This is a genomic window from Streptomyces sp. MI02-7b (assembly GCF_033793585.1).
Classification (GTDB): Bacteria; Actinomycetota; Actinomycetes; order Streptomycetales; family Streptomycetaceae; genus Actinacidiphila.
On record NZ_JARAWX010000008.1, the window covers coordinates 65,213 to 86,099 of the forward strand.

Below are 20,887 nucleotides of genomic sequence, written 5' to 3' on the forward strand. Positions count from 1 at the left end.
GGGTGGTTCAGGTGCGGCGGGTCGCGGTGACGGTCAGCCGCCAGGAGACCTCGCCGGAGGCGGGCACGACGGCCGTGTCGCCCTCATCGGCGCCCTCGCGGTCGAAGACCCGTCCCAGCATCGGCTCGACGCCGATGGAGCGGTACGGCGCGCCGGCCGGGAAGCCGCCGAGGTTGCGCCAGAGCGCGACGGCGACCGGTTGCCCCTCCGCCTCGACGGCCAGGTGCAGCGTGTCGGGACCGTCGGTCACCGTCACCCGGGCGGTGTCGACGACGGCGCCGACGGCGGTCCCGTCGTCGGGCCCGAGCATGTCGAGCGGGACACCGCCCACCCGGGGCCAGGTGCCGGGGACCCGGGTCGCGCCCTCGTCCGGGTAGAGCCAGGTGGCGGCGGCCCCGTCGACGCCCAGCCGGGCGGCGGGCGACAGGTCCAGCAGGGCGTGGGCGGCCCAGACGAAGCGGTGGCCGGGCTCGGCGCGCAGTGTGTACGCGGCGACGACGGACCCCGCCTCGGTGGTGACGCGCCGGGTCAGCCGGAAGCCGGGGCACTGCACGGCGTACCCGTCGCCCTCCGCCCGCCACGGCCGCGACCAGGCGTCCCCGTGGTCCGGGACGCCTCGCACGGTGGGCACGCACTCCTCGAGACCCCCGGCGTCGGCAAAGGCGTCGCCGGGCGCGGCGCCCGCGCGGCGCGGCTCCTCGCGGTGCCAGAGCCATTCACGGCCGCCGCCGGACAGCGAGGTCCACCGGCCGCCGTGCGCCGGGTCGGTGGCGACGGTGAGCGGCACCGGCCGGGACGTGGTCACCATTCGGCGAAGGAGCCGTCGGCGTGCCGCCACACGGGGTTGCGCCAGGCGTGCCCGGCGCGGTCGGCGGCGCGCACGGCCTGCTCGTCGATGTCGATGCCGAGACCGGGCGCCTCATTGCGCCGGGCCTGGCCGTCGACGAAGCGGAACGGCTCGGTGTCGACCAGGTACGACAGCAGGTCGGCGTCCTTGTTGTAGTGGATGCCCCGGCTCTGTTCCTGGATCAGGAAGTTGGGCGTGGCGAAGGCGACCTGGAGGCTCGCCGCGAGCGCGATGGGCCCGAGCGGGCAGTGCGGTGCGAGGTGGGCTCCGAAGGTCTCGGCGAGCGCGGCGATCCGGGTCACCTCGGAGATGCCGCCCGCGTGCGAGAGGTCGGGCTGCGCCACGGCGACGCCCGCGTTGAGCACGGAGAGGAACTCCGAGCGCCCGTAGAGCCGTTCGCCGGTGGCGAGCGGGACGGAGGAGGCGGCGACCAGCCCGGGGAGCAGATGCGCCTGGTCCGGCAGCACGGGCTCCTCGACGAAGAGCGGGTGCAGCGGGGCTATCTCGTGCAGCACCCGCCGCGCGTTGGCCGCGCTGAACCGGCCGTGGAAGTCGACGGCGACGTCGCGGTGCGCGCCCAGCACCTCACGGGCGACGGTCACCCGCTCGACGACGGCGGCCGTCTGGGCGGGGCTGGTGAGCGGCGGGGTGGCGCCCGCGGCGTTCATCTTGACGGCGGTGAAGCCGGCCTCGATCTGGGCGGTGATCTCGTCCTTCAGCCGCGCCGGTTCGTCGCCGCCGACCCAGGCGTAGACGCGGACGGTGTCGCGCACCGGCCCGCCGAGCAGGGTGTGCACGGGAACGCCGAGGGTGCGGCCCGCGATGTCCCACAGCGCCTGGTCGATGCCGGCGACGGCGCTGGAGAGCACGGGGCCGCCGCGGTAGAAGCCGCCCTTGGTCAGCACCTGCCAGTGGTCCTGGATGCGCAACGGGTCCTTGCCGATGAGCTGTTCCGCCAGCACCTCCACGGCGGCCCGCACCACCTCGGCGCGGCCCTCCACGACGGGTTCGCCCCAGCCGACGACGCCGTCGTCGGTCTCGATGCGGCAGAACAGCCAACGGGGCGGCACGAGGAACGTCTCGATGCGCGCGATCTTCACTTTGCGGGGTCGTCCTTCTCTTCGGTGGGGGGCTGTTCCGAGCCGCGCGGGCCGCTGACCTTGTCCAGGTCGCGCACGGCCTGGTCGAGCAGAGCGCGCATGGCGTGCTCCGCCGCGTCCGCGTCCCGGTCGCGCACGGCGTCCAGGACGGCACGGTGGCTCGGCACGGGGTCCTCGCTGTGGGGGGCGCTGTGCACGATCTGGTCGCGCTGGGCGAGACCGGACTCGATGACCATCTCCATGCGTTCCAGCAACTCGTTGTGCGTGGCCGCCAGCAGCGCGCGGTGGAAGGCGAGGTCGGCCTCGACGGCGTGGCTCGCGCTGCCCTCCTCGCTCATGGCTGCCAGGGCCGCGTCCAGCGCTTCGAGGTCCTCGTCGGTGCGCCTGGCCGCGGCCAGGCGCACGGCGGCGGGTTCGATGATGCCGCGGACCTCGCCGAGGTTGCGCAGCAGCGCCAGGTCGGCTCCGTTGCCGTTGTTCTCCGAGAACTGCCAGCGCAGGACGTCGGCGTCGAGCAGGTTCCAGTCGGCGCGCGGCCGCACGAAGGTGCCGCGTTTCTGCCGGGCGTCGACCATGCCCTTGGCCGCGAGCACCTTCAGCGACTCGCGCAGGGCCGTCAGGCTGACGTCCAGTTCGCTCTGCAGGGCCGCCATGTCGAGCGTCGCTCCCTCGGGGATCTCGCCGCTGAGCACTCGGCGGGCGAGGGTCTCCACGGTCTGGCCGTGCACTCCGCGGCGCGCGTATGGCGTCATGTGTATGCCTTTCTTGCTGGTCGGGGGGCAGGACCGTCGTCTCGGCCGGCTCCGTCGGGGCGTACCCGTCAGGCGGAGGCTTTGACGACGCTCCAGCCGCCGTCGACGAGCAGGCTCGTTCCGGTGATGTACGAGGCTTCTTCGGCGGCGAGGAAGGCGACGGCGGCGGCGACCTCCTCGGGAGTGCCGAAGCGGCCGGCCGCGGTCTCGGCGACGCTCTGTTCGCGTTCGGCCTGCGGTACCCGGTCCCACGCGGCGGTCAGGATCGGCCCGGGGACCACGGCGTTGACGCGGACCTCCGGTCCGTACTCGACGGCGAGCTGGCCGCACAGCGACAGCAGCGCGCCCTTGCTGGCCGCATAGGCCGGGTGGCCGGGAATGCCCCGGTGGGCGTGGACGGAGGAGGTGAGCACCACCGCGCCACGCCGCTCGCGCAGGTCGGGCAGCACGGCCTTGAAGCCGAGGAAGGCGCCGGTGAGGTTGACCGACAACTGCCGTTCCCAGGAGGCGAGGCTGGTCTCGTGCGCGGGGGCGACCTGGACCGTGTACGCGTTGCTGACCAGGACGTCGACGGGGCCGAAGCCGTGCGCGGCGTCGGTGACCCGCTGCCAGTCGTCCTCGCTCGCGACGTCGGCGGCGACGAAGGCGGCGCGCGCGCCGTCCTTGCGCAGCCGCGCGGCGGTCTCCTCGCCGCGCTCGGCGGCGATGTCGACGAGGACGACGGCCGCCCCCTCAGCGGCCAGGCGCGCCGCCGATGCGGCGCCGATGCCCGAGGCGGCTCCGGTGACGACGGCGACGCGGTGGGTGAAGCGGGCCGCTGGGTTCATGGGGCTGGTCGTCTCCTGTTTCATCGCTGGTGTGCAGATTCTCGCCGGATCGTCACTGCCGGGCCAGGACGACGAGCTCCGCGTCGTGCTGCGCCGTCCATGCGAACGGCAGGCCGGAGTGCGCCAGATGGGCGGCGCTGTAGCGGGTGCCGGTGGCGGTGTCCGTGTAGGCGGCGTCCGGCGGCAGGCCGCGCAGGCGCAGGCGGGCGGGCCGGCCGGGCACCAGGGGCGCGCCGTCGAGCGGCCCGGTGTTCCACGCCGTCACCACCACACGCGCGCCGCCCGGTTCCTCGTACTGGACGCCGCAGGTCGGGTCGGCGGGGCTGCCCAGCAGGTGGACCTCGCCGTGGTGGACGACGTCGCGGATCTCCTTGTAGCGGGCGATCCACCGCGCCGCCTCGGCGCGCTGCTCGGGCGTCCAGTGGCGGATGTCGGCACCGATGCCGAGCACCCCGGCCGCGGAGTTGACGAACCGGAAGGCGAGCGAGCGGGGCCGCGGGTCGAAGACGCCGGGGGCGTCGGTGACCCAGGAGCTCATGGTGTGCGGGGCGTGCGCGTGGAGGTAGCCGTACTGGATGCGCAGCCGGTCGATGGGCGCGGTGTTGTCGCTGGGCCACACCACGTCGGTGCGCGCGATGGTGGCGTGCTCGACCCGGCCGCCGCCGCCCGCGCAGCCCTCGACGGTGACGTGCGGGTGGGCGGTGCGCAGGTGGTCCAGGACCCTCAGGTACCCGGCGATGTGGGCGGCGTCGAGGTCCTGGAGCTCGGGGTCGGCGCCCGCGGCGTGACCGGGGCGGCCGCGCTCGGTGGGCGGCCGGTTCATGTCCCACTTGAGGTAGCTGATGGCGTGGGAGCCGAGCAGCCGGTCGAGGGTGCCGATGACGAAGGCCTGGACGTCCTCGCGGCCGAGGTCCAGCAGCAACTGGTTGCGCACGAGGGTGGCCGGGCGGCCGTCGATGCGGTAGACCCACTCGGGGTGCTCGGCGTAGAGCTTCGAGCGGGGGCTGATGCCCTCGGGCTCGACCCACAGGCCGAAGTCCATGCCGAGAGCGCGCACGTCCTCGACGAAGCGGTCGAAGCCGCCGGGGAACTCGGCCGGGTCCGGGTCCCAGTCGCCGAGGCCGCCGGTGTCGTCGGGGCGCCCGGTGAACCAGCCGTCGTCGACGACGAAGAGTTCGGCGCCGAGCTCGGCGGCGACCTTGGCCAGCTCCAGCTGGTTCCCGGCGTCGACGTCGAAGCCGGTCGCCTCCCAGGAGTTGTAGAGCACCTTGCGGGGCCGGTCGATCCGCTCGCCGGTCAGGTGCCGCTCGTAGCGGTGCCAGACGCGGGCCAGTCCGTCGAGCCCGTCGGGGCTGAACGCGCAGGCCAGCCGGGGCGTGACGAGGGTGGCACCGGGGGCGAGGCGGACGGCGCCCTCGTGGGGCACCCGGCCGGCGCGCACCCGCACCGCGCCGCCGGGCTCGGCGTCGGCGGTGATCCGCCAGTTGCCGGACCACTCCAGGGCGATGCCGTAGGTGGGCGTGGCTCCCTCGGCGGGGGCGGCGGCGTCCTGGACGGCGAGCCAGGGGTGGTAGGCGTGGCCCGCCGAGCCCTGGGTGCTCTCCATCTCGAAACGGCCGCGCTCCAGCGTGACGTCCTTGAGCTGGAACTCCTGCGACCACTGGCCGGCCAGGTAGGTCAGCCGCGCGCCGCCCTGGACGGGGACGTTGACGGCCGCGGAGTCGAAGCGCTCCAGCCGGACGTCGTGCTCACCGGTGCAGGTCAGCTCCGTCCAGCGCAGGACGACGTCGGTGCCGGGCACGGTCTCGTAGCACAGCGTGGTGCGCAGACCCAGGAGGTCGTCGGCGAAGTCCAGGCGCAGCGCCCGGTCGCCGTCCGGGGTGGCCCCCTCGAACCGCCACCAGCTGCCGCGGTCGCCGCCGGGGCGGGAGGCGATCAGGTCGGCGCCGGTGAACGGCCGCAGCCCGTACGGGATGTACTCGGCCGGTGCCGCGTCCGCGGGGGTGATGAAGTGGGTGCGGCGCGACCAGTCCATGGGCGACGGGCCGTCCTCCGCGCCGTGCGGCCCCCAGGCGGCGAGTTCGGCCCAGCGGCCCTCGCCGCCGAGGGTGACGGCGTAGGTGGTGGTGTCGGTGCGCAGCAGCCACCGGTCGTGCGCGGTCACTTGACGGCTCCGAGGTTGAGTCCGGCCACGAAGTGGCGCTGGAAGCGGAGGAAGACGGCCACCGTCGGGGCCGCGGCGATCACCGAGCCGGCGGCGATGACGTTCCACATCGACACGTACTGTCCCTGGAGTCCGATGAGGGACGCCGTGATGGGCATCTGCGTGTCGGTGCGCAGCACCGTGATGGCCCACAGCAGATCGTTGAAGATCCAGGTGAACGACAGCGCGCAGAGCGCGGCCAGCGCCGGGCGGGCCAGCGGCAGGATGACCCGCCAGTAGATCTGCCAGGGGTTCGCGCCGTCGATGACGGCGGCCTGCTGGATCTCGCCGGGGATCGACCGCATGAAGCCGTGCAGCACGAAGACGTAGAACCCGACGCCGAAGCCGACCTGCACACCGATCAGGGCGTACAGCTGGTCGTAGATGCCGAGCACTTCGCTCAGCTTGGAGACCGGGATCAGCAGGATCTGCGGGGGCAGCAGGTTGCCGCCGAGCATCAGCAGCAGCAGGACGCGCCGGAAGGGCAGGTCGTAGCGGCTGAGCGCGAAGGCGGCCATGGAGGCGAGGCCGAGCGAGAGCGCCACGGTGGGAAGGGTGACCAGCATGCTGTTGATGAGGGCCCGCTGCTGGCCGCCGTCCACCCACGCCTGGCGGAAGCTGTCGAAGGTGAACGAGTGCGGCCAGCTGCCGACGCCGTGCGCGGCGATGTCGTCGAACGTCCGCGTGCTGGTGACCAGGACGAGGGCGATCGGCAGCAGCCACAGCGCGGACAGCAGGCCCGCGGAGAGGTGGAAACCGGCGGTGCGCAGGGCGCGGCCGCGCCCCGGAGAACGGCGGAGCTGCCCGGCCGGGTCCTCTCCGGTCCGGTCCGCCGGGCCGTCCGGGTCCTTGACGCGCGCGGCGGCGTGGGTGGCGGTCATCAGTCGGCCTCCCTGAAGGCGCGCACGAGGTAGCTCGCGATGACGCCGAAGGCCAGCACGAAGATGACGACGGCGAGCGCGGAGCCGTATCCCAGCCGCAGGGACTGGAACGCGGTGGAGTACATGTAGGTGCTCAGCAGTTCGGAGGAGTGGTACGGGCCGCCGCGGGTGAGCGCCCACACGACGTCGAAGGAGCGCAGCGAGTCGATGACGATCACCGAAAGGACGACCGCGTTGACACTGCGCAGCTGCGGCAGGGTGATGTGCCGGAACTGCTGCCAGCGGCCGGCGCCGTCGACCTTCGCGGCTTCGTACAGCGCCGGGTCGACGCCCTTGAGGCCGGCCAGGTACAGCACCATCACGTAGCCGACCTGGCGCCACAGCGCGGGCACGATCACCGCGTAGAAGGCGGTGTCCTGGTCGGCGAGCCAGGCGTGCTTCCAGCCGCCGAGGCCGACGGCCCCGAGGACGTTGTTGATCAGGCCGTCCGGCTGGTACATCGCCTGCCACACCAGGGCGGTGGCGACCAGTGAGAAGACCACCGGCAGGAAGAGCGCCGCCCGGTAGAACCCGATGCCGCGCCGCTCCTGCTGGAGCAGCAGCGCGGCACCGAGTCCGAGACCGGCCGACAGCCCGCCGAAGAGGAGCAGCCACAGCACCGTGTTGATCGCGGCGGTGCGGAAGACCTCGTCGTGCACCATCTCGCTGAAGTTGCCGAGGCCGACGAACGTCGGCGTGGACAGGCCGTCCCAGGAGGTCAGGGAGAGGTAGAACCCCTGGAGGGCCGGCCAGAAGACCCAGAACGCCTCGGCGAGCAGCGGGACGAGGACGAAGGCCAGGACCACCGGGGGCACCCGAGTGGCCCTGGACCGTCGTGCGGAGCCGATCAGAGCCATGCTCACTGGCTCCAGATCTTCTGCGCGCTGCGCTGCCACGTGGTGAGGATGGAGCCGATCTCCTTGGGCTTCGCCAGGTAGTGCACGAGCGCGGTGTCGGCGGTGGGCTGGAGGGCGTCGCTGGAGTCCCGGTTGAAGAACTGGGTGAGGTCGGCGGCGCTCTCGATGAGCTTGCGGCCCTTGAGGACCAGCGGGGTGCCGCTGTCCTTGGCGTCCGGGTGGGTGGGCAGCGTGGTGCCGGACGAGCTCTTGAGGTAGAGCTCCTGCGCCTCGGCGGTGGCGAGGTAGCGCAGCAGCTCCTTGACGCCGTCGGCGCGCTGGGTTCGGGCGCTGGCGAAGTAGCCGTCGGTGGGCGCCTCCTCGGCGACCGGCACCTTCGGGTCGATGATCGGGAACTGGAAGAAGTCCAGGTCCCCGAGGGCGTCCTTGGGCGCGGCGTCGGCGAAGAAGGTGCCGATCAGCATCATGCCGGTGCGGCCCTGGAGGAGCGCGGTGGTGGCGTCCTGGAAGGGGATCGCCGTGCCGTTGGGGTCGAAGAACGGGCGCGCCTGGTCCCACGTGTCGAAGACCTTGCGGACCTCGGGGTCGTCGAAGCGGTGCTTCCCGGCGAGGAGTTCGCGGTGGTAGGTGGCACCGTTGACCCGGATGTTCAGGTAGTCGAACCATGCGGAGGCGACCCACGGGGTGTCACCGCCCGCGCCGAGGCCGATGGGGGCCACACCCTTGCTCTTGAGCTTGTCGCAGAGGTCCAGGAACTCGTCCCAGGTCTTGGGCTCCTGCACGCCCCACTTCTCGAAGTTGGACTTCCGGTAGAACATGCCCCACCAGTAGTAACTGGTGGGCACGAAGACCTTCTTGCCGCTGGAGGCCGAGGTGCACAGCTTCTTCAGGGCGTCGGAGTACCCGGCGAGCTCGGGCTTCTCCCAGACGTCGCTGATGTCGAGGAGCAGGTCCTTCTTGGCGTACGACTCGGCGACGGAACCGGGGTACCAGGTGTAGGCGTCCGGCGGGTTGGCCGAGGTGAGGTAGGTCGGCAGCTGGGTGCGGAAGGTCTCGGACGCGACCGTGTTGAGCTGCGCCTTGGTCTTCCCGCGCTTGTCGAACGCGGCGACGATCTCCTGCATCGCGGTCTTGGCCTGCGGGGAGGAGAGGTTGGACTGCAGGGTCACCGGGCCGCCGGACTTTCCTCCGGATGCGGCCGGGCTCTGGGTGACGCAGCTGCTGAGCAGCGCGCCGGCGCCGACTGCGCCGGCTCCCACGAGGAACCGGCGGCGGCTGGCGTTGATGGCGGTCATCTGTGTACTCCTAATGTGCCCACGGAACGGAGCTGAGGCCCCCTGACGGCCCGGCTCTGGGTGCGGCAGGAGAAGCCTGTCGCAGGCGTCTGCGCCCCGTCAAGATTAATTACTAATTTATTTCTGGCAGGACGTGCCCCGGTCCCAACGGACCCCGAGGGCACACCTGATGAAGCGAACAAGCCGGCGGAACAGGTCGAGCGGTACGGGAGGGACGCGGAGCGCGACGCTCAGAGAGCGGTCCGGCGGACGCGGCCGCGTGACGCCGCGGAACGCCGCCCGCGCGCCGTCCTTGCACGATGCGAAGCCACTGAGTTCTCCCGAGAGTTGGGTGCACAGGGCACCCCGCCTCGGCCGTGCCGGGCGCCGGTGCCCACGGCGGAAACTGTGGCGGGACACCCGGAGCCTGTCAATATTAATTGCTAATTAACTTAAAAACGGGGTGGTTGGACCGCGGCCGTGCCCACGTCAGGACACGCGGACGCCCCCGTCCGCGGCACGCGGACGGGGGCGTTCGTGAAGCGGCGGCAGGCGGTCAGGAGCCCGGCTGGGCGGCCTTCACCTGGGCGCTGACGTCAGCGGTGTCCGACGCAGGGGGCGCCGTCACCGTCTTGGCGTGACCGAACTTCAGGAAGTCCGCGGTCACCTTCACCTTCCCCATCACCTGGATGAGCCGGACCGGCAGGTCCTTGCCGTCGACCCAGACGTCCATGTCGATGCCGCCGCCGGAACCGACCATGGAACCGATGAGGTTCTTCTTGTCCTCCGCGGACATCCCGGCGCCCAGGTCGTCCTTGTCGAGGGTCACGTGGTAGTGATGCGCCTTGATGCCGCGCACCGGCTCCTCGCCCAGGTCCTCGGCGTCCTTGGACATGCCGATGTAGCGCAGCCCCGCCGTCGGGTCACCGTTCTTCTCGACCGCCGCGGCGCCCTTCTCGCCCAGCAGCGCCGACACGTCGACGCGCATCCAGTGCTTGCCCTTCAGCGGGCCGGCGGGCTGCGGGTCCACGTTGTAGTAGTAGGCACCGTCCACCAGCAGGGCCCGCAGCGTCGGGGCGTCCTGAACCGACTGCATCTGGGCGGCCTTGGTGTCCATCATGACGTCGTAGGCGAGTCCCTTGCCCCACGAGTAGGTGCCCGTCATGGTGACCGGGCTGCCCTGCCCCGGGTCGGTGACGAACCTGACCTGCGCCGACCCGACCTTCTCCGTGCGGTCCGTGACCCGCGCGAGGATCTTCGCGATCGTGTCCGTCTTGCCCACGGCCTTCGCCGTGTCGTGCGCCGCCCCGCAGCCGGCCGTCGCGATCAGTGCGACGGCCGCGGCCCCCACCGCGGCGGCAAGGCGCATACGCCTCGACGTGCTCATCCGGTCCCACCCCTGTTGCCTGTTGATGGTGTGCGTTCGCTGTGCGGACTGTAGTGCGCACGTACGACAAGCCCGTAACCATTTCCCGCCCGCACCACCGCCCCCGGGTGGCCTGCCGGGGGACGGAGGCGGCGGTAGCGTGGGAATTCCCCGCACATCAGTCGCACAGCAGACGACCGCAGGGCGCTGATGCCATGTCCCGACTCCGTACCGAACCGCCCGGCGGGGCTCGCGGGCCACGGCGCTGGGCGGTGCTCGTCCTGCGGATCGCCGTCGTCGGCGCGGTCTACTACGGCTCCGCGCGCCTGGGACTGATGCAGCAGCTCGTCCGCGGCCAGGTCACCCCGCTGTGGCCGCCGACCGGGATCGCCGTGGTCGGCCTGCTGCTGTGGGGGGTGCGGATGTGGCCCGGGGTCGCCGTCGGCGCGTTCCTGGTGAACCTCGCCATCGGCCCCTCGATCCTCCCGGTCGCCGCCATCGCCGCAGGCAACACGATCGCCCCGGTGTGCGCATGCCTGCTGCTGCGGCACGTCGGCTTCCGCCCCGAACTGGACCGGCTGCGGGACGCGCTGGCACTGGTCTTCCTCGGCGCCCTGGGCGGGATGCTCGTCAGCGCGACCCTCGGCAGCGCGGTGCTGGTGGCCGCCGGAGCCGTGCCCGCCGGTGACTTCTGGCGGACCTGGTCGGTGTGGTGGACCGGGGACGCGATGGGCGTGCTGGTCATCGCGCCCCTGCTGCTGGCCGCCCGCGCGTACCGGTGGCCGCGCGGGGTCGTGCCGCTGCGTTGGGCCGAGGCGGCGGCACTGCTGGTGTGCACCGTGATCGTCGCGGGAGTGGCCACCCGGAGCGGTCTCGGGCTGCTCTTCCTGGTCTTCCCGGTCCTGATCTGGGCCGCCTTCCGCTTCCGGCTCGCGGGCGCGGCGCCCTGCGCGGCGGTCGTCTCCCTCTTCGCCGTCGTCGCGGCCGCCGACGGGGCGGGTCCGTTCGCCGGTCACACCCTCCTCGCCACGATGGTCGCCCTCCAGGCGTTCAACGGGTCGGTGGCGCTGACCGCCCTCCTGCTGGCCGCGACCATCACCGAACGGGACCGTTCGCGTCAGAAGACCGAGCAGGTGTGCCGCCGGCTCAGCGCCGCGCTCGACCGGCTCGCCGCCGGCGACATCGCCCCGTGGGCACCCGCGCCGCCGCGCGGCCAGGACCGCTCGTAGGTCACGGGGGTGCCCACCGTGCCCGGTACGCTCCCGGCATGGCCGAGGAGGGGAGCGCCGGAGCCGGCCCGGTGCCGTACGGGGCCCGGGACCTCGCCGCCGCCGTGGTCGCGCACATGCTCATCTGCCTCGTCCCCGTGGGACTCCTCGAACTCATCGCCTGGGCGCTCGGCCTGCTGCCGGGTGCGGCCTTCCTGAGCCTCGGAATCTGCGTCCTCGCCGGGGGCGTGCCGGTGGCCGAACAGCACCGGGCCCGGCCGCCGGGCCGGCGGTCCGCCGCGGCCGCCGCTCTGGCCACCCCGGCACTGGTGCTGCCGGGAGACGCCGTCGAGACGTGGATCTCGCCGGACACCCATGACGTCGGGTCCGCCCTGGGCGGGTTCGTCGGCCTCCCCCTCGGCGCGGCGGTGTTCGCGTGGCGGATCAAGCGTGCGGGCAGGGCAGCGGGCGCCTGAGCCGGCCGGACCCGCGGGAAGGCCGTGTCCGATTTCCGCCGGTGTTCGCGGGCGCGATGCCGCACAGTGGAGGGGTGACCATGGACGACCGCAGGTACGAGGCGGTGCGCAGCCGGGACGCCCGCTTCGACGGGGAGTTCTTCTTCGCGGTGACGACGACGGGCATCTACTGCCGTCCCAGCTGCCCCGCCGTGACGCCACGGCAGCGCAATGTGCGCTTCTTCCCGACCGCGGCCGCCGCGCAGGGCGCCGGTTTCCGGGCCTGCCGGCGGTGCCGCCCGGACGCCGTGCCCGGTTCCGCAGCGTGGAACGTGCGGGCGGACGTCGTCGGCCGGGCGATGCGGCTGATCGGCGACGGCATCGTGGACCGCGAGGGCGTGGCGGGTCTCGCCACGCGGCTGGGTTACAGCGCCCGGCAGGTGCAGCGCCAGCTCAACGCGGAGCTCGGCGCGGGCCCGATCGCCCTGGCGCGGGCCCAGCGGGCGCACACCGCGCGCATCCTGCTGCAGACGACCGGTATGCAGGCCGCCGGGATCGCGTTCGCCGCCGGTTTCGCGAGCGTGCGGCAGTTCAACGACACGATCCGCGAGATCTACGGCATGACGCCCACGGAGCTGCGGGCGGCCAGGCCCGGCAGTGCGCGTTCCGCGTCCGCCGTCGGCGAGGGCGGGTCCCCCGCCGCCGGTATCCCGCTGCGGCTCGCCTATCGGGGCGCCTACGACACCGGCCAGGTCTTCGACCACCTGGAGCGCCGCGCCCTCCAGGGCATCGAGGAGGTCACCGGGCCCCCCGGCGGCCGTACCTACCGGCGTACCCTGCGGCTGCCCGGCGGCCACGCGGTCGCCGAGGTGGCCGAGACCGCCGGCAAGGGCGGCCGCTGGCTGGAGTGCCGCCTGCACCTGAGCGAGCTGCGGGACCTGACGACCGCCACCCAGCGCGTCCGGCGCCTGTTCGACCTGGACGCCGATCCGTACGCGGTGGCCGAACGGCTCGCTGCCGCCCCGGCGATGGGGGCGCTGGCCGCGCTCCGCCCCGGACTGCGCGCGCCCGGCACCGTCGATCCGCACGAGACGGCGGTCCGCGCCGTGCTGGGCCAGCAGGTCACCCTCGCCGCGGGGCGGCGCCTGGGCGCCGCGCTCGTGGCCGCGTACGGGACGCCTCTGCCCGTGCCGAGCGGCGGCCTCAGCCATCTGTTCCCCACGGTGGACACCCTCGCGGGGGCGTCGCTCTCGGAACTCGGCATGCCCGGTGCCCGCCGGGACACGCTGCGCGGGCTCGCCGCCGCGCTGGCCGACGGCACCGTCGCCCTCGACCCGGGGGTCGACCGGGACGCCGCGGAGAAGGCACTGCTCGCGCTGCGCGGCATCGGTCCCTGGACGGCGGGCTACCTGCGGATGCGCGCCCTGGGCGACCCCGACGTCCTGCTGGAGGACGACGTGGCGGTGCGCGCCGGCGCCGCCCGGGCGGGCGTCTCGCTGCAGGAGGCCGAGGCCTGGCGCCCCTGGCGCACCTACGCAGCGCACCACCTCTGGAACGCCGGGCAGACCGTGACCTGAGGGGCAGACCGGCCTGGCATGCAGGCAGCGGGATGCGACGTCCGAATCCCGCCAGCACCGTCCCCTGCCCGGGGGCCAGACTCGTAGCCGTACCGCACGAACGACGGAAGGACCGGACCGATGACGGTCTACACCACGACACACAGCCCGCTCGGCGAACTCCTGCTCGTCGGAGAGGAGTCGGCGACCGCCAAGGGCGGTACGGCGCTCACTTCGCTGTCCGTTCCCGGGCAGAGGTTCGGCGTCGCGGCCCCCGAGGCCGGCTGGCGCGAGGACCGGGCGGCCTTCGCCGAGATCCTCGGCCAGCTCACGGCGTACTTCGCGGGCGAACGGACCTGCTTCGACATCGAGTTCACCACGGCCGGCACCCCGTTCCAGCAGCAGGTGTGGAAGACCGTGGAGACCATCGGCTACGGCACGACCCTCTCGTACGCCGACGTCGCCGAACGGTGCGGCATTCCGCGCAGCTCGTCGCGCGCGGTGGGCGCCGCGATCGGCCGCAACCCGCTGCTGGTCGTCCGGCCCTGCCACCGCGTGGTCGCCTCCAGTGGCGCCCTGACCGGCTACGCCGGGGGCATGTCCCGCAAGGAACACCTGCTGGCGCTGGAGTCCGGCCGCCGCACCGCCTGACCGGGAGCACCCTCATGACCACGACCCCCCACACCCCGGCGGCGGCCCGCGAGCGGGTCGCCGCCGCCGACTGGCCCGCGCTCGCGGGCGAGCTCGACGCGTACGGCAGTGCCCTGACCGCCCATCGCGTCCTCACCCCCGCCGAGTGCCGCGCGGTGGCCGGACTGTACGACGAACCGGCACGCTTCCGCTCCACCGTCGACATGGCCCGGCACCGCTTCGGCTCGGGCCAGTACCGCTACTTCGCCCATCCGCTGCCGGACCTCGTACGGGAACTGCGCGAGGCGTTCTACCCCCGCCTGCTGCCCGTCGCGCGGGACTGGGCGGCCCGCCTCGGCCGCCCCGCGCCGTGGCCGGACACCCTGGAGGAGTGGCTGGGGATGTGCCACGCCGCGGGACAGCGGCGGCCGACCCCGATCCTGCTTCGCTACGGCGCGGGCGACTGGAACGCGCTGCACCAGGATCTGTACGGGGAACTGGTCTTCCCGCTCCAGGTCGTGATCGGCCTGGACGGGCCGGGCGGCGACTACACCGGCGGCGAGTTCCTGATGACCGAGCAGCGGGCGCGAGCCCAGTCACGGGGCTCGTCCACCGCGCTCCCCCAGGGCCACGCGCTGGTGTTCACCACCCGCGACCGCCCCGTCCGCTCCGCGCGCGGCTGGTCCGCCGCTCCCATGCGGCACGGCGTGAGCACCGTCCGCTCCGGCCGCCGGCACACGCTGGGGCTGGTCCTCCACGACGCCACGTGACCGGCTCCGGCCCCGTCCGCGCCTACACCCTGACCGGACCGGACGGAGCGCCGTACCCGAGCGCCGTGCCCGGCACCCTCGGCGGGCACCGGCGCGGCCGGCTCTACGGCAGGCTGGACTGCCCCAGCGCGCTGCGGGCGCTGGCCCGCCAGTACGCACAATGGAAAGCGAGCCGAGCGAACAGGGACCCGGAGACCATGGAACTGCCCCGCATCCCCGACAACGAGGCGCCCCCGCCCTCGCCCCTCCTCACGGCCGGTGATCTCGCCGTCCTGGAGGAACCACCCGCGCCCGCCGCGCACACGGCGGCGGAGTTGGCCGCCGTCCTCGGCCTGCTGGGCGGCGCGCGGGTCGTCGCGGTCGGTCACAGCCGCGACGCGGCCTCCCGAGACGCCGCGGTGGCCTTCGCGGCCGCCTGGCGCGCGGCGGGCCGCGAGATCGCCGCCGTCGTGGACTGGCCCGAGGAGGCGGCCTCCTGGCTGCGGCCGGCCCAGCGGCTGACCGCGGACGCCCCCGACGCCTGGGCGGTCGCGGCGGCGCCCCGAGGATGGGCCCAGCTCGTCCGCCGGCTGCGGCGCGGCACCGGCTGGGACGCCGCTCGCACGGCCGGCTTCGCCGCGCTCGGCGACCCCCGCATCGCGGCCGCGACCGGCACGGCCGCGCTCCAGGGAATGCGCGGGGCGGCGCCCGACGGCGGCGTCTGGCACTTCGACCGCGGCTGGGTGGTCCGTACCGCCGCGGGGGGCGTCCGATGGTCGCCCTGATCCCCCGCCCCCGGCTGGAGGTCGCACCCGGCGCGGTGCACGTGCCCGGCTGGCTCGGCCCGGACGAGCAGCGCGGGCTCGTGACCGCGTGCCGCGGCTGGGCCGCCGGGCCGGTTCCCATGCGGCACACCAGGCTGCCGCGCGGCGGTGTGATGTCGGTGCAGACGGTCTGCGTGGGCTGGCACTGGCAGCCGTACCGCTACACCCGGACGGCGGGTGACGTGAACGGTGCCCGGGTCGCGGAATTCCCCGACTGGCTGGCCGAGTTGGGCCGCCGGGCACTGGTGGACGCGTACCAGGACCCCTCGGCGGGCGACGGCTACGCACCGGACACCGCTCTGATCAACTTCTATGACGCCGACGCCCGGATGGGCATGCACCAGGACAAGGACGAGCGGTCCGGCGCCCCGGTGGTGTCGCTGACCATCGGCGACAGCTGCGTCTTCCGCTTCGGCAACACCGAGAACCGCAACCGCCCCTACACCGATCTGGAACTGGCCTCCGGCGACCTGTTCGTCTTCGGCGGGCCGTCGCGCTTCGCGTACCACGGGGTCCCGAGGATCCTGCCCGGGACCGGTGACCCGGCCACCGGCCTCACGGCCGGGCGGCTGAACCTCACCCTGCGGGTCACCGGTCTGACGGACGTCCCCGGTCAGTGACCGGGCAGGTCGCGGTTGAACAGCCGCACCTGGCCGCGGGCGACGGGCCTGCCGGACTCGTCGTTGATCTCCACGAGCCACAGTTGCAGGCTGCGCCCCTGCTGGATGGGCCTGCCGACCACGTCGAGGCGCCCGGTGACGTGCGACCGCAGGAAGTCCGTCTGGTTGCCGACCCCGACCGCGAACTGCCCCCGGGACTCCACCGCGACCGACGCGCCGACACTGGCCACGCTCTCGATGACGGTGGTGTGGACCCCGCCGTGGGTGATGCCCCACGGTGTGTGGTGCTCCGCCGTCACCTCGAGGTGGCCGCGGACCTCGGTCGGGGTGACGGAGTCGAGGTGCAGCCCGACGGCGCGGAGGAAGGCTCCCGCGCGCTCCGGGGCCAGGTGGGCGTCGGGGGTGGAGTCGGGCTGGGCTGCTTCGGGCACGGCGGGGCTCCCTCAGTGCTGTTGCGGAGTGGGACGGTTGCGGATCAGTGCGACGGCCGCGACGGCCGCCGCGGCGATGGCCACACCCGGGATGAGCACCGCGATGTGCAGTGCCCCCGAGAACGCGTCGCCGACCGCGGAGTCGACGGTGGCACGCAGCCCCGCGGGCAGGCCCGCGCCGGACGAGCCGCTGCCGACCGCCTTGACCACCTGGCCGGTGACCGCGGACGGGGTGCCGCGCTCGGCGAGCGCGTTCGGCAGCCGTGAGGCGAGGCCGCTGGTCAGGACGGTGCCGGTGACGGTCGCGCCGAGGGTTCCGCCGACCTGGCGGAAGAGGTTGACCGTGCCGCTGGCCATGCCGCCGTCGGTGTGCGGCACGCTGATGACCGCCACGGCCGTCCCCGGGGGCAGGATGAGCCCCGCGCCGGCCCCGAACAGGCCCATCAGCACCGCGATGACGACGACGGGCGTGGTGGGGGTCTGCGCGGTCATCGCCAGGGCGCCCACCGCGGCGAGCACCGTCCCGGCGCCGAGGGTCGTCTTGAAGCCGACGCGCCGGGCCACGGCGGCGGCCACGTAGCTGACCAGTACGTACGCGATCATCACCGGCAGCAGCAGCAGTCCCGCGTCGAGGATCGACTCGTGCCGGACCCGCTCGAAGTACAGCACCTGGGCGAAGGCGACGGCCACGAAGGAGTACTGGCCGATCATGGCGACGACGTTGGCCGTGGCGAAGGTCCGGTTGCGGAACAGCCGCAGATTGAGCATCGGCGTGCGGGTGCGGGACTCGTGCGCGACGAACGCCGCCAGCGCGACGGCGGCGAGGACGAACGCGCCGGACGCCTGCCAGGTGCCGTATCCGCTGTGACCGCCCTGGACCAGACCGTAGTTGAGCGCGCCGATCGCGATCACGGCCAGCACCAGGCCGGGCGGGTCGAGGTGGCGGCCCGGGTGGCGGCTCTCGGTGACGAAGCGCGGCGTGAGCAGCAGCACGACCACCGCGAGGACCACGTTGACCAGGAAGACCGCGTTCCAGGAGAAGCGCTCCAGGATCAGCCCGGCCGCGACGGGCCCGAAGGCGAGCCCGATCCCGGACACCGCGACCCAGATGCCCACCGCCCGGGTCCGCTCCTGCGGGTCGGGGAACATGTGGGTCACCAGTGACAGGCTGTTGGGCAGGATCGCCGCGCCACCGATGCCCATGAGCGCCTGGCCCACGATCACCGTCCCGGCCCCGGACGCCAGGAAGACCACGAGGCTGCCGGCGCCCAGGAGCGCCATGCCGAGGGCGAAGACCCGGCGGCGTCCCAGGATGTCGCCGACGGTGCCGGCGGAGAGCACGAAGCTCGCGACCATCATCGAGTAGATGCCGGCGATCCAGACGAATGCGGCACCGGATACGTGCAGGTCCTGCTGGAGGGGCGCGAGGACCGCCGCGGTCTGGGTGATGTTCACGAACATCGCCATCTGGCCGAGGCTGGCGACGACGAATCCGATCCACTGCCTCCGGCTCTGCCGGGCGGCAACGGGCTGCTCGCTCTGTGTGGACGCCGGTGCGGCGGGCGCGCCGGCGGCGGTCGTGGGTGTCATGAGTGGGGTGTCCCTCCTCGGCTGGGTGCGACTCTCGAACTCAGCCGTTGGGGCGCACGCTACCATCCCTGAGTTCTTATGGAGAACTCAGATAGGATCGGCCTCATGGAATACCTCGACCAGGACGTCTCGAACTGCTCGGTGGGGCGCGCCGTCGAACTCGTCGGCCAGCCATGGGTGCTGCTGATCCTCCGCGAGGTCACCCGCGGGGTCCGGCGGTTCAGCGACATCCAGAACCACCTGGGCGTCTCCCGCTCGGTCCTCAGCGACCGGCTGAACGGCATGGTCGAACGGGGCCTGCTGGAGCTGCGCGACTACCAGGAACCCGGCGCGCGCCGGCGCTCGGAGTACGTCCTCACCACGATGGGGCAGGACCTCTACCCGCTGATCAGCGCGCTGCGCACGTGGGGTGACAAGTATCTCGCCGATCCCGAGGGGCCCTCGCTGCTGGCGACGCACCACGGGTGCGGGGCGTCCGTGCAGGTGGCGCTGATGTGCGAGCACGGGCACCTCGTCGCCGGAGGCGACGAGGTGGATCGCCACCCCGGCCCCGGGGCGCGGCCCCGGACCCCGTGAGGTCTTTCCCCCGCCCGCCCTCCCGGGTGCCCCGTGAAGTCAGTGACCCCGGCGCGCGTTTCGTGGGGGCCGGGTGCGGGGCCTCCGGGGCCGGCCATTCTGGACAGCACATTTCGGTGCCTCACGCACCCTCAACTGATCACCCCGGGTCATGCACCCAAATATGCTCCACAGTCCAGAACACCCACCCCTACGACCCCGCCCCCTCCGTTTCGTCATGCGCCTGATCCCCGGAGGGGGGTAGAAGCGGCACCGTGCTCGGGCCACCGTTGGCGCAGCGCGGTCCGAGGGGGCCCGCTGTCTCGCGGCAGGCCGCCGGGGTGGAGTGAGGCAACCGGGGTCACCCGCACCGCCCCCACACCCCCCACCGGCGCGGTCCGCGGGGCCAGCGCTCGCGCGGCAGGCCGAAGGGGTGGAGTCAGGCAACCGCGGTCACCCCGGACCGCCCCCACACCCCCCACCGGGGATCAGGCGCATATGGAGACGGAGGGGGCGGGGTCGTAGGGGTGGATGTTCTGGACGCTGCGGGATATTTGTGCGCACCATCCGGGCAGGGACGGGATGAGCAAGTGCTGGAAACGCGCGTAAATATCACAGTCCAGGACGTGCAGCCCCGGAGGCCCCGCACCCGGCCCACCCAACACGCGCGCCGGGGTCACTGACTTCACAGGGCACCCGGGAGGGCGGGCGGGGGAAAACCGGTCAGGCCGCCGAAGGCGGGGCCGTGCTGGCACGCACACAGAGCCGCGGCGTCGGCACCTGGACGCGGCGCGCCGAACCGCCCGCGAGAAGCGCGAGCAGCTCCGTCGCGGCACAGCGCCCCACCGCGAGGGTGTCCCGCACGAGCGCGGTCAGCGGAGGGTGGGTGGTCCGGCACAGCGGCGAGTCGTCGAAGGCGACGAGGGACAGGTCGCCCGGTACGGACAGCCCGCGCCGGGCGGCGACGGCCGCGCCCGCCACCGCCATCACGTCGTTGTCGTAGACGATCGCCGTGGGCGGATCGGCGCCGGCCAGCACGCGGCTCGTGACCTCGGCACCCTGCTCGCCGGAGTAGTCCGTGGTGACCGAGCGGGCCGCGGCCACCCCGAGGCGCGCGGCCTCGGCGCGGAGCGAGGCGAGGCGGCGCGCGGTGTGCGACAGGTGCGGCGGCCCCGCGACGTGCACGACGCGGCGGTGGCCGAGGGCGTGGAGGTGGCGGGCGATCGCGGCCATCGCGGCGGTGTCGTCGGCCCACACGGTGGAGATCCCGGGGCGCGCGGCGGCACCGTCCGGTGTGGTGCCGATGACGACCGCGGGCAGGCCCAGGGAGTCCAGGAGTTCCGGGCGCGGGTCGCCGGCGTGGGGGTCGACCACGATCACCCCGTCGACCCGCTGTTCCGCCCACCATCTGCGGTAGACGTCGCACTCCGCCCCGCTGTCCTCCACCACCCTGAAGAGCAGGCCCAGTTGGCGCGCCGACAGCACCTCCTGGAGGCCCGAGACGAGTTGCAGGAAGAACGACTCGAGGCCGAGGGTGTTGGCCGGCCGGGCCAGGACCAGGCCGACCGTGGCCGCGCCCTCGCCGGACAGCGCGCGGGCGGCGGTACTGGCCTGCCAGCCCAGTTGCTCGGCGACCGCGCGGACCCGGCGGCGCGTGGCGTCGGACACGCCGGGCCGGTCGTTGAGGGCGAAGGAGACCGCGCTCTCGGACACCCCCGCCCGGCGGGCGATGTCCTTCATGGTCGGGCGGCGTGCCGGGCCGCGCCGGTCGGCGCGGCCCCCGGGCGCCGGGTCCTGCGGCCGCTCGTACGCCGTCATCGGACCCCTCCCTCCGCTCGCCGCCCCGTGTCCCCGCTGTGGTGTGCCAGTATCCACCCGCGGAACACCACGCGCTGCTATAGCGCTTGAGCGGCGTTCTCCTAAAGCGCATTAGCAGCTCCTCCCCGTATTCTTCACCAGGGCGGTGACCTGCGGATTCTCAGACGCAAAAAGGCTTTGCCCGGAGCGAGTTGACTTTACCGGGGGCGCGATGCCAGTTTGGCGTGGGCGCCGGCGGCCGGCTCCCCCGGCCGAAGCCGGTCGCGGCACGGCCACTCCCCCGGCCCGCCCGACAGCCCCGGCGT

Annotated in this window: 20 protein-coding genes; 8 read left to right on the top strand and 12 right to left on the bottom strand. The window is 73.4% G+C overall.

From position 1 onward, the window contains the following. Positions 1–7: 7 nt before the first annotated feature. The 9 genes from PV364_RS15155 to PV364_RS15195 all read right to left on the bottom strand — a co-directional run bounded on the left by PV364_RS15155 (position 8) and on the right by PV364_RS15195 (position 10,167). Entirely contained in the window at positions 8–808 is an 801-nt protein-coding gene (locus PV364_RS15155; RefSeq protein WP_319660459.1) for a hypothetical protein, read from the bottom strand. After that, positions 802–1,947: a galactonate dehydratase gene (gene dgoD, locus PV364_RS15160; protein ID WP_319660460.1), complete on the bottom strand. Its 1,146-nt coding sequence runs from the start codon at positions 1,945–1,947 to the stop codon at positions 802–804. The genes PV364_RS15155 and dgoD overlap by 7 nt, the downstream gene beginning before the upstream one ends. After that, the gene (locus tag PV364_RS15165; RefSeq protein WP_319660461.1) at positions 1,944–2,699 is read right to left on the bottom strand and encodes a FadR/GntR family transcriptional regulator; all 756 of its coding nucleotides are present in this window, start codon (positions 2,697–2,699) and stop codon (positions 1,944–1,946) included. The genes dgoD and PV364_RS15165 overlap by 4 nt, the downstream gene beginning before the upstream one ends. Positions 2,700–2,767: 68 nt before the next feature. Next, positions 2,768–3,526 carry an SDR family oxidoreductase gene (locus tag PV364_RS15170; RefSeq protein ID WP_319660462.1) on the bottom strand — a complete coding sequence of 253 codons (759 nt, stop codon included), beginning with the start codon at positions 3,524–3,526 and terminating at the stop codon, positions 2,768–2,770. A 52-nt stretch (positions 3,527–3,578) separates the two neighbouring features. Further along, positions 3,579–5,690: an alpha-galactosidase gene (locus PV364_RS15175; protein ID WP_319660463.1), complete on the bottom strand. Its 2,112-nt coding sequence runs from the start codon at positions 5,688–5,690 to the stop codon at positions 3,579–3,581. Then, on the bottom strand, positions 5,687–6,610 hold the full coding sequence (locus tag PV364_RS15180; protein WP_319660464.1) for a carbohydrate ABC transporter permease: 924 nt from the start codon (positions 6,608–6,610) through the stop codon (positions 5,687–5,689). The genes PV364_RS15175 and PV364_RS15180 overlap by 4 nt, the downstream gene beginning before the upstream one ends. Beyond that, complete coding sequence (locus PV364_RS15185; protein WP_319660742.1) at positions 6,610–7,506, bottom strand: sugar ABC transporter permease; 897 nt, start codon at positions 7,504–7,506, stop codon at positions 6,610–6,612. Before PV364_RS15185 ends, PV364_RS15180 begins: the two co-directional genes overlap by 1 nt. 2 nt (positions 7,507–7,508) lie before the next feature. Next, positions 7,509–8,801 (bottom strand): ABC transporter substrate-binding protein, encoded by a 1,293-nt coding sequence (locus tag PV364_RS15190; RefSeq protein ID WP_319660465.1) that lies wholly within the window; start codon positions 8,799–8,801, stop codon positions 7,509–7,511. 535 nt (positions 8,802–9,336) lie between these two features. Beyond that, the gene (locus PV364_RS15195; RefSeq protein WP_319660466.1) at positions 9,337–10,167 is read right to left on the bottom strand and encodes a hypothetical protein; all 831 of its coding nucleotides are present in this window, start codon (positions 10,165–10,167) and stop codon (positions 9,337–9,339) included. A 194-nt stretch (positions 10,168–10,361) separates the two neighbouring features. Between PV364_RS15195 and PV364_RS15200 the strand changes: the two genes are divergently transcribed. From PV364_RS15200 to PV364_RS15230, 7 genes are all read left to right on the top strand, one after another. Beyond that, on the top strand, positions 10,362–11,375 hold the full coding sequence (locus tag PV364_RS15200; RefSeq protein WP_319660467.1) for an MASE1 domain-containing protein: 1,014 nt from the start codon (positions 10,362–10,364) through the stop codon (positions 11,373–11,375). Positions 11,376–11,413: 38 nt separating this feature from the next. After that, positions 11,414–11,830 carry a hypothetical protein gene (locus PV364_RS15205; protein ID WP_319660468.1) on the top strand — a complete coding sequence of 139 codons (417 nt, stop codon included), beginning with the start codon at positions 11,414–11,416 and terminating at the stop codon, positions 11,828–11,830. A gap of 80 nt (positions 11,831–11,910) precedes the next feature. Further along, positions 11,911–13,386: an AlkA N-terminal domain-containing protein gene (locus tag PV364_RS15210; protein WP_319660469.1), complete on the top strand. Its 1,476-nt coding sequence runs from the start codon at positions 11,911–11,913 to the stop codon at positions 13,384–13,386. Between the two features lie 120 nt (positions 13,387–13,506). Continuing rightward, positions 13,507–14,016, top strand: coding sequence for a methylated-DNA--[protein]-cysteine S-methyltransferase (locus tag PV364_RS15215; protein ID WP_319660470.1), 510 nt, complete (start codon positions 13,507–13,509; stop codon positions 14,014–14,016). Between the two features lie 14 nt (positions 14,017–14,030). Next, on the top strand, positions 14,031–14,765 hold the full coding sequence (locus PV364_RS15220; protein WP_319660471.1) for a 2OG-Fe(II) oxygenase: 735 nt from the start codon (positions 14,031–14,033) through the stop codon (positions 14,763–14,765). Then, positions 14,762–15,529, top strand: a complete 768-nt coding sequence (locus tag PV364_RS15225; protein ID WP_319660472.1) for an ABC transporter substrate-binding protein — start codon at positions 14,762–14,764, stop codon at positions 15,527–15,529. Before PV364_RS15220 ends, PV364_RS15225 begins: the two co-directional genes overlap by 4 nt. Next, positions 15,517–16,188 carry an alpha-ketoglutarate-dependent dioxygenase AlkB gene (locus PV364_RS15230; protein WP_319660473.1) on the top strand — a complete coding sequence of 224 codons (672 nt, stop codon included), beginning with the start codon at positions 15,517–15,519 and terminating at the stop codon, positions 16,186–16,188. The genes PV364_RS15225 and PV364_RS15230 overlap by 13 nt, the downstream gene beginning before the upstream one ends. Here PV364_RS15230 and PV364_RS15235 read toward each other — a convergent pair. Together PV364_RS15235 and PV364_RS15240 are read right to left on the bottom strand one after the other, a co-directional pair. Further along, complete coding sequence (locus PV364_RS15235) at positions 16,182–16,619, bottom strand: PaaI family thioesterase (RefSeq protein WP_319660474.1); 438 nt, start codon at positions 16,617–16,619, stop codon at positions 16,182–16,184. The two genes, PV364_RS15230 and PV364_RS15235, sit on opposite strands and share 7 nt — an antisense overlap. Before the next feature lie 12 nt (positions 16,620–16,631). Continuing rightward, positions 16,632–18,209, bottom strand: coding sequence for an MFS transporter (locus PV364_RS15240; RefSeq protein ID WP_319660475.1), 1,578 nt, complete (start codon positions 18,207–18,209; stop codon positions 16,632–16,634). 105 nt (positions 18,210–18,314) lie between these two features. On the opposite strand from PV364_RS15240, the gene PV364_RS15245 reads away from it, so the two are divergent. Further along, positions 18,315–18,785 carry a helix-turn-helix domain-containing protein gene (locus PV364_RS15245; RefSeq protein WP_319660476.1) on the top strand — a complete coding sequence of 157 codons (471 nt, stop codon included), beginning with the start codon at positions 18,315–18,317 and terminating at the stop codon, positions 18,783–18,785. 702 nt (positions 18,786–19,487) lie between these two features. Here the strand turns inward: PV364_RS15245 and PV364_RS15250 are convergent. Further along, positions 19,488–20,582 (bottom strand): LacI family DNA-binding transcriptional regulator, encoded by a 1,095-nt coding sequence (locus PV364_RS15250; RefSeq protein WP_319660477.1) that lies wholly within the window; start codon positions 20,580–20,582, stop codon positions 19,488–19,490. Between the last annotated feature and the right edge of the window lie 305 nt (positions 20,583–20,887).

Excerpts from the sequence above, each read along its gene's own strand:
- PV364_RS15170 (WP_319660462.1), bottom strand. The coding sequence starts at position 3,526 with ATGAACCCAGCGGCCCGCTTCACCCACCGCGTCGCCGTCGTCACCGGA.
- PV364_RS15195 (WP_319660466.1), bottom strand. The coding sequence starts at position 10,167 with ATGAGCACGTCGAGGCGTATGCGCCTTGCCGCCGCGGTGGGGGCCGCG.
- PV364_RS15220 (WP_319660471.1), top strand. The coding sequence starts at position 14,031 with ATGACCACGACCCCCCACACCCCGGCGGCGGCCCGCGAGCGGGTCGCC.
- PV364_RS15155 (WP_319660459.1), bottom strand. The coding sequence starts at position 808 with ATGGTGACCACGTCCCGGCCGGTGCCGCTCACCGTCGCCACCGACCCG.
- PV364_RS15205 (WP_319660468.1), top strand. The coding sequence starts at position 11,414 with ATGGCCGAGGAGGGGAGCGCCGGAGCCGGCCCGGTGCCGTACGGGGCC.
- PV364_RS15215 (WP_319660470.1), top strand. The coding sequence starts at position 13,507 with ATGACGGTCTACACCACGACACACAGCCCGCTCGGCGAACTCCTGCTC.
- PV364_RS15180 (WP_319660464.1), bottom strand. The coding sequence starts at position 6,610 with ATGACCGCCACCCACGCCGCCGCGCGCGTCAAGGACCCGGACGGCCCG.
- PV364_RS15240 (WP_319660475.1), bottom strand. The coding sequence starts at position 18,209 with ATGACACCCACGACCGCCGCCGGCGCGCCCGCCGCACCGGCGTCCACA.
- PV364_RS15245 (WP_319660476.1), top strand. The coding sequence starts at position 18,315 with ATGGAATACCTCGACCAGGACGTCTCGAACTGCTCGGTGGGGCGCGCC.
- PV364_RS15185 (WP_319660742.1), bottom strand. The coding sequence starts at position 7,506 with ATGGCTCTGATCGGCTCCGCACGACGGTCCAGGGCCACTCGGGTGCCC.
- PV364_RS15210 (WP_319660469.1), top strand. The coding sequence starts at position 11,911 with ATGGACGACCGCAGGTACGAGGCGGTGCGCAGCCGGGACGCCCGCTTC.
- PV364_RS15165 (WP_319660461.1), bottom strand. The coding sequence starts at position 2,699 with ATGACGCCATACGCGCGCCGCGGAGTGCACGGCCAGACCGTGGAGACC.
- PV364_RS15190 (WP_319660465.1), bottom strand. The coding sequence starts at position 8,801 with ATGACCGCCATCAACGCCAGCCGCCGCCGGTTCCTCGTGGGAGCCGGC.
- PV364_RS15230 (WP_319660473.1), top strand. The coding sequence starts at position 15,517 with ATGGTCGCCCTGATCCCCCGCCCCCGGCTGGAGGTCGCACCCGGCGCG.
- PV364_RS15250 (WP_319660477.1), bottom strand. The coding sequence starts at position 20,582 with ATGACGGCGTACGAGCGGCCGCAGGACCCGGCGCCCGGGGGCCGCGCC.
- PV364_RS15200 (WP_319660467.1), top strand. The coding sequence starts at position 10,362 with ATGTCCCGACTCCGTACCGAACCGCCCGGCGGGGCTCGCGGGCCACGG.